Annotated in this window: 8 protein-coding genes and 2 tRNA genes; 8 read left to right on the top strand and 2 right to left on the bottom strand. The window is 41.4% G+C overall.

Annotation, left to right across the window (positions count from 1 at the left end; translation table 11 throughout):
* From ACTHR2_RS09085 to ACTHR2_RS09060, 6 genes are all read left to right on the top strand, one after another.
* Positions 1-711 (top strand): RHS repeat domain-containing protein (locus ACTHR2_RS09085; protein ID WP_440375640.1); only part of this gene is annotated, 711 nt, incomplete at its 5' end.
* A complete protein-coding gene (locus ACTHR2_RS09080) occupies positions 708-1,001 on the top strand; it encodes a hypothetical protein (protein ID WP_070695324.1) in 294 nt (97 codons plus the stop codon). The genes ACTHR2_RS09085 and ACTHR2_RS09080, both read left to right, overlap by 4 nt.
* Before the next feature lie 2 nt (positions 1,002-1,003).
* Positions 1,004-1,396: a hypothetical protein gene (locus ACTHR2_RS09075; RefSeq protein WP_263337439.1), complete on the top strand. Its 393-nt coding sequence runs from the start codon at positions 1,004-1,006 to the stop codon at positions 1,394-1,396.
* A 253-nt stretch (positions 1,397-1,649) separates the two neighbouring features.
* Positions 1,650-2,135: a hypothetical protein gene (locus ACTHR2_RS09070; RefSeq protein WP_150538093.1), complete on the top strand. Its 486-nt coding sequence runs from the start codon at positions 1,650-1,652 to the stop codon at positions 2,133-2,135.
* On the top strand, positions 2,074-2,484 hold the full coding sequence (locus ACTHR2_RS09065) for a sel1 repeat family protein (RefSeq protein ID WP_224783330.1): 411 nt from the start codon (positions 2,074-2,076) through the stop codon (positions 2,482-2,484). Before ACTHR2_RS09070 ends, ACTHR2_RS09065 begins: the two co-directional genes overlap by 62 nt.
* Before the next feature lie 590 nt (positions 2,485-3,074).
* A complete protein-coding gene (locus ACTHR2_RS09060; protein ID WP_263337444.1) occupies positions 3,075-3,362 on the top strand; it encodes a hypothetical protein in 288 nt (95 codons plus the stop codon).
* Positions 3,363-3,456: 94 nt separating this feature from the next.
* On the opposite strand, the gene ACTHR2_RS09055 is transcribed toward ACTHR2_RS09060, so the two are convergent.
* Positions 3,457-3,531, bottom strand: a tRNA-Glu gene (locus ACTHR2_RS09055).
* A gap of 12 nt (positions 3,532-3,543) precedes the next feature.
* Positions 3,544-3,620 (bottom strand) — tRNA-Arg (locus ACTHR2_RS09050).
* 115 nt (positions 3,621-3,735) lie between these two features.
* Here ACTHR2_RS09050 and ACTHR2_RS09045 point away from each other — a divergent pair.
* Together ACTHR2_RS09045 and ACTHR2_RS09040 are read left to right on the top strand one after the other, a co-directional pair.
* Entirely contained in the window at positions 3,736-5,127 is a 1,392-nt protein-coding gene (locus ACTHR2_RS09045; protein ID WP_440375639.1) for an exonuclease domain-containing protein, read from the top strand.
* 197 nt (positions 5,128-5,324) lie between these two features.
* The gene (locus ACTHR2_RS09040) at positions 5,325-6,116 is read left to right on the top strand and encodes a Cof-type HAD-IIB family hydrolase (RefSeq protein ID WP_263337448.1); all 792 of its coding nucleotides are present in this window, start codon (positions 5,325-5,327) and stop codon (positions 6,114-6,116) included.
* Positions 6,117-6,176 lie beyond the last annotated feature (60 nt).

Here is a 6,176-nt window from a genome sequence, read left to right as displayed (position 1 = left end):
GACCAAATCGGTATCCCGAGAGAGATGACCGATAAGGACGGCAACCTCTTATGGTTCGGCAACTACACCGGCTGGGGCCGTCTGAAAGAGGAAACCAAGGTAACGGATAGCGCATACCAGCCCTTCCGCCTGCAAAACCAGTATTGCGACCGTGAAACGGGGCTGCATTACAACTTCTTCAGGTATTATGAGCCTGATGGGGGGCGGTTTGTGAATCAGGATCCGATTGGGTTAGAAGGTGGAGAGAATCTGTATGCGTTTGCGCCGAATGCTCAAGACTGGGTTGACCCTCTTGGTTTAAGCAAATGCTCATCAAGATCGAAAACACCAAATCCATATCAAGGTGTAAAAGAAGCATCTAAATATTTAAAATCACAAGGAGTTCCAAGAAAATATAGGAAACAAATTTTAGAATCTTTTGATAGAGAAACGATTAAAGTACGTTCGGCAGGAACTAGTGAATATGGATTAAGGTACTTTGACGGAATAAATGCTCAAGCTAAAGGTCGTTATTTATTTGAAACATTCCCTGCTACCAGAAGTAGCCTCGCAGTCAAACCAAAATGGAACCACATGACTAATATTGCTCAATTTAAAGTGAAACCAGGAACAACTATTATTGAAGGTAAAGCTGCACCTCAAGGTTTGGGGTTGCCTGGTGGACAAACACAAAAATATATTAATGACTTAGAAAGGTTAATAAGACAATGAATCAGGAGCAATTTATAAAAAAGATTAATATAGTTTTAGTCGAAATTGATAAAATGATTAATAATTGTGATGAATATAGTTATACAAATAAACAGCAGTTGATTTCTATAAAAAATGAACTATATGACATGATTAATTATCTAAATTCAGAAAGTATTTTTCAACAAAAAAAAGGAAAAGAATTTTTATTGTCTCGGATAGTAATTGATTCTTGGCCATTTAATAATGAAGTTGGTAAACTCCTTGTAGAATTAGAAGAAGATTTCAATTCTTTGACAAGAAAAATATAAAAATGTCTAAATTAAAAATTTTGAATGAAACTCCTTTAGACTTTCAAGAAAAATTTTTGTTTGACAAATGGGAAGTCAGCTACCTTGATTTGATGGAAGTAAATCAAGGTTCTCCCTTAGTTGGAAGTCTATCCATTAACGGTCAAGTTATTATTAAAGAACAGGGATTTGGAGGGCCTTTGTTGTATTTCAATAGAAAAATATATATTCCAGTTTTCATTAGACGATTTTGCGTTGTTGGATTTAGGCTTGTAACATTAAATTTAGATGATTTATCAATTGAGTATATTGGGGGTATCGAAGACTTGGTTTATCTGAAAGAGATAAAAGGTAATAGAATTTATTTCTATACAGATATATATAAAAGCACAGAAAAGAATTTAACTTTATATTAACAAATATATCTCAATAATATGCTGTAAACTGAAGCGTGCCGAGATAAATAAGATGATTTTTTGAGAAAAATGAAGTGCTGTTTTATTTCATAATGTGAAAGCTATTTTCAAATCCTGCCGATCTTAAGGCAGGATTTTTAATTAAGCGATGGCGTCATCGCTATCCGATAGGGTTGATGGGTGGGATAATCTTTATCAATTTGCACCTAATACCCAAGTATGGGTCGATTGGTTAGGTTTAGCTGGAGTTGATATGAATTTATTCTCAAGTAATGAAGACATACACTCTTACGCTCATAAAGTTGCCAATAAACCGAATACTTTCCAAGTAGGAGGGCATGGTAATCCTTCATTGATGGTAGATGGGGCTACAGGTGAAAGATTAGATGCTAAAAAATTAGCAGCGAGAATTAAAAAAAATCCTAACTATAAATCAGGTATGACGGTTGAGATTTTATCCTGTAATACAGGAAAAGGAGCAAACCCTCTTGGACAACAACTTGCTAATGAATTAAATACTACAGTTAAAGCACCAAATGAATATCTTTGGTTTTCAAGTAACGGGAAATTAACACCGATGGGAATGAAGGCTGATCGCTCGCAAGATACAAGCAAACCAGGCACCATGAGAAGCTTTACTCCTCAAAGTAAAAAAATAAGTAAGGAACATGCTAACTATGGAAATACTGAAAAATTTCTTAATTTTATTTTTGTTATTAACTCCTTTAATATCATGTAAACAACATCCGGAAAGAAATGAGAAAATGACTGACTTTATATCAACAGGTAGTACTTATTGGATTCCAGATGAAGAAATTCAAATTCTCGAAAAGAACGCCACTAATAGAGATAAAAACTCAGCATTCAAATTATATCAATACCATATGTTTGTATCTTTAGATCAAGATTTGGAATTTAAATGGCTAGAGATAGCGGCAAAAAATGGACATCCAATTGCCCAATCCAATTTAGCCGATTTATTTTTCACACAAGGCAATAAAGAAAAAGCCATATTTTGGGCTAAAAAGGCATATAGAAATGGCGCCAAACTACCAGACGAATTAAAAATACTGATAAATATCAATTGATTAATAAGATTTAGCGGATTATCGTTACAAACCTAAAACTTCTAGAGGAGGATTAAGAAAATGTTGGAAACTTCCTAAGGGGCACATTATCGAACGGGACTCATTCCATGGAGAATATTTGATATCAAATAAAGTTTCAAAAATTAATCTTACTTATTTAAGAAATTGGACACAAACAATTATGACTATTTTTTGCCCTGTTAAGAAGATATTGTTTACCCAATAATGTGAAGATAATATCTTAACAGAGCATTAAGTTTGTCTGAAAGGAATGTTTTAAGACAACCTGAATGCCATAGCTCATAATACCTGAAAAAGTTGTAATGCATAATCGAAATGGTTAGCGAGCAGTTCCAGATATGTCCATTTCTCTTTTTAGTTTGCCCCAGTCGTAATAATTCCCAAACCAAAGGTTATCTTCACAGTCGGTCATCCCTCTTAGGATACCAATTTGATTACAGAGGAGGTAGTGTGTCTGTTGGCTGCTTTCTTCTGCAGTTGTCTAATCGTGAATTTACACCAGTAGCTTGACTCTTTCGGCACCTGAAAACCAGAAAGAGAAGATAGTACTGGAATAGAGGCAAGCCCTAATGGGTCAATCTATCTTTCCCCAAAAAATTGAACCTAATTCACAAATCGTCCCTCATATACCGGACAACCCCCTTAAAGAATACAACGGCAGCAACTATTACTACGATCACTTCGGCAACCTGATCCACCGTGAACTGGCCGACGGCGAAGTACAGAACTACTTCTACGATCTGCATGACCAACTGGTCAAAGCCGGAATCTTCAAAAAAGACGGCACAAAAGAGACTTGGGCCTACACCTACGATGCTTTGGGTAGAAGGATAGGCAAAGGACGTCTGAACAACTAAGAAAGCTATTTAAAAAATTAAATAACTATAAACTTTTAAATGTGAAATAAATAAGCCATCACTATTCTTTAGTGATGGCTTATTTTAAAGTAACTGGCACGCCCACGGGGAATCGAACCCCGGTTACCGCCGTGAAAGGGCGATGTCCTAACCGCTAGACGATGGGCGCGGAGATTTTCTGTGGCGCACCCGGAGCGATTCGAACGCCCGACCCTCTGGTTCGTAGCCAGATACTCTATCCAACTGAGCTACGGGTGCATCAAGAAAGATTTGGATTATAAAGAGAGGGCTATTTGCTGTCAAGCGTTTTATTTGGAAAACTTGCAGACAGCGTGTAAAATGCGCATTTGCTATTGAATTTACAGAGAATAAAATGTCAGATTTCGCACGCTGGCCGCTCTTATCCGAAGCATTTTCCCGTTTGGGACGGCCTGTGGTCGTAGTGGATTTGGAGACGACCGGTGGAAATTTCTATCAAGACAGGATAACGGAAGTCGCCCTTGTTCGTTTTGAGCAAGGATGCTCCACACATTACGAGCAGTTGGTCAATCCTTGCCGCAACATTCCCGAATTTGTTGCCAGACTGACCGGGATTCATGATGAAACGGTGAAAAACGCGCCTGTCTTTGCCGATATTGCAGCCGATTTGTTGCCGCTGTTGCAAGGAGCAGTGGTTGTTGCGCACAACAGCCGCTTTGACTACACCTTCCTGCGCCACGAGTTTGCCCGTATCCATACTGACTTTGCCGCACCCTCGCTCTGTACGGTTCAACTGTCACGCCGCCTGTATCCTGAGTTTTACAAACACAGCCTCGACAGCATTATCGAACGCACCGGCATTCAGACGGCCAACCGCCACCGCGCCATGACCGATGTTGCTGCATTGTGTGATTATCTCGAATTAAGTCTGGCAGAAAAAAATCATCAACAATGGGACGAACACGTCCGTGTATTGATGAATCCGAAAATGTTGCCCACTTGGCTGCCTGATTCGCTTGCCCAGCAACTCTATGCCCTACCCGACAGTTACGGCGTATTGGTTTGGTTTGACCATTTCGGCAAAGCCCAAGCCATTGAAGCACACGAACGCGCATACAGTGAAACCGCCACCCTGCTGCACATCAAAAAACTGCCGCCGCACATCAAAGCCGCAGCCTCCATCCGTTTTATTCCGGCAGTCGGACAGCTTCATACATTATGGCTCAAAGCCCAGGCCATGCAGGAATACCAACTGATGCCGTCTGAAAAGTCCACATCGTTTTCTACCGTCCGCTTTATCGCTGACGAACACGGCAGCCTTCAAGCACGCATTGTCTTGTTAAACAGCGGCACCAAAAACTGGCGTCCTTACGGTTTGTTTGCCCACAAAAAAGCAGCCAAACGCGCTTTGACGCAATGGTCGCAAGAACACAGACTCTGCCCGGATTCGCTTAATATTTTGCCGACCAGCTACGCAAAGGGAGAACCCTGCCCAGTCGAGGCTGTCGGAAAATGCAACGGCGACTGCCGCCAGCCAAACGGCATCAAACATCAAAACCAACGCATTACCGAACTGGCCGCCCTACTCCCCGTAACCGATTGGGGCAAAGCGCACGAAATTGAAATTACCGAAACCGACCCCCTGACCGGAAACAGCATTACCCTGCTCTGCGCCGGCGGCGCGTTGGCATTGCCTGATGGAAGCTGGTATTTCGACAGCAGTCTGCCTCTAGTGATTAAAAACAAATTCAGGCAAGACAAAGAAAATATCCGTTTGATTGCTTAAAACAAGGCCGTCTGAAAACCAAATTTTCAGACGGCCTATTGTGAATAACTTTCCGCTTATTCTCAAAATAAAACTCTGCCTAAATTTTAATCAGAACTTATTTTTATAATAGCAATCAAATACTAAACCGATTTATACACAAGCTGTTCACACAATTTTCAATGAAAGCTGTGTATACCCAGCCCGATGAGTAAACCATGAACAATCCTGAAATCATCTTCTTTGACATCGACGACACCCTCTACCGCAAATACACGGATACCCTGCGTCCTTCGGTTACCCAAGCCATGCGCGCATTGAAAGCCAAAGGCATTTTGACTGCCATTGCCACCGGCCGTCCTGAAGCCGCTATTCCTGCCAAAGTCAAAGCCTTGATTCAAGAATGCGGTATCGACATGCTCGTTACCATCAACGGCCAATATATTTCCTTTCGCGGCGAACTCCTGCAAAGCTACCCCTTGGATATTGCCGACATCGAAACCGCCATCAACCTGCTTGAACAACACAAAATAGACTACGCATTCGTCAACAACCAAGAAATTGCCGTTTCCTCCCATTCGCCACGCGTTGTCGAAGGCTTATCGCATATCCTGCCCAACTTCCTGACCGACAAAGAATATTTCCGCAAACAACCTGTTTATCAAATGTTGGTCTTTGTGGATAAGGAAGAAGAAAAAATCCTGCAACCGCTGACCCAGCAACACGGCTTCAAATCCGTCCGCTGGCATGAATATGCTGTGGACCTGCTGCGCAAAGAAGGTTCAAAAGCACGGGGCATCGCCCACGCAGTGGAAAAACTGGGCATTGATATGAGCAAAGTAATGGCATTCGGCGACAGCTTCAACGACTTGGAAATGCTGTCAACCGTCGGTTTTGGCATTGCCATGGGCAATGGCGAAGAAGCAGCCAAAGCGGCCGCACAATTCGTCTGCCCACGTGTTGATGAAGACGGCGTCTTGCGCGGCTTGCAAGAATTGGGCGTAATTTAAAACATCAAATCAAAAGGCCGTCTGAACATTTTTTCAGACGGCCTTGTTCTATCAATAAAC

This window comes from Neisseria sp. P0006.S004 (assembly GCF_051963015.1).
Taxonomy (GTDB): Bacteria; Pseudomonadota; Gammaproteobacteria; order Burkholderiales; family Neisseriaceae; genus Neisseria.
This window is presented reverse-complemented; position numbering and strand designations above follow the sequence as displayed.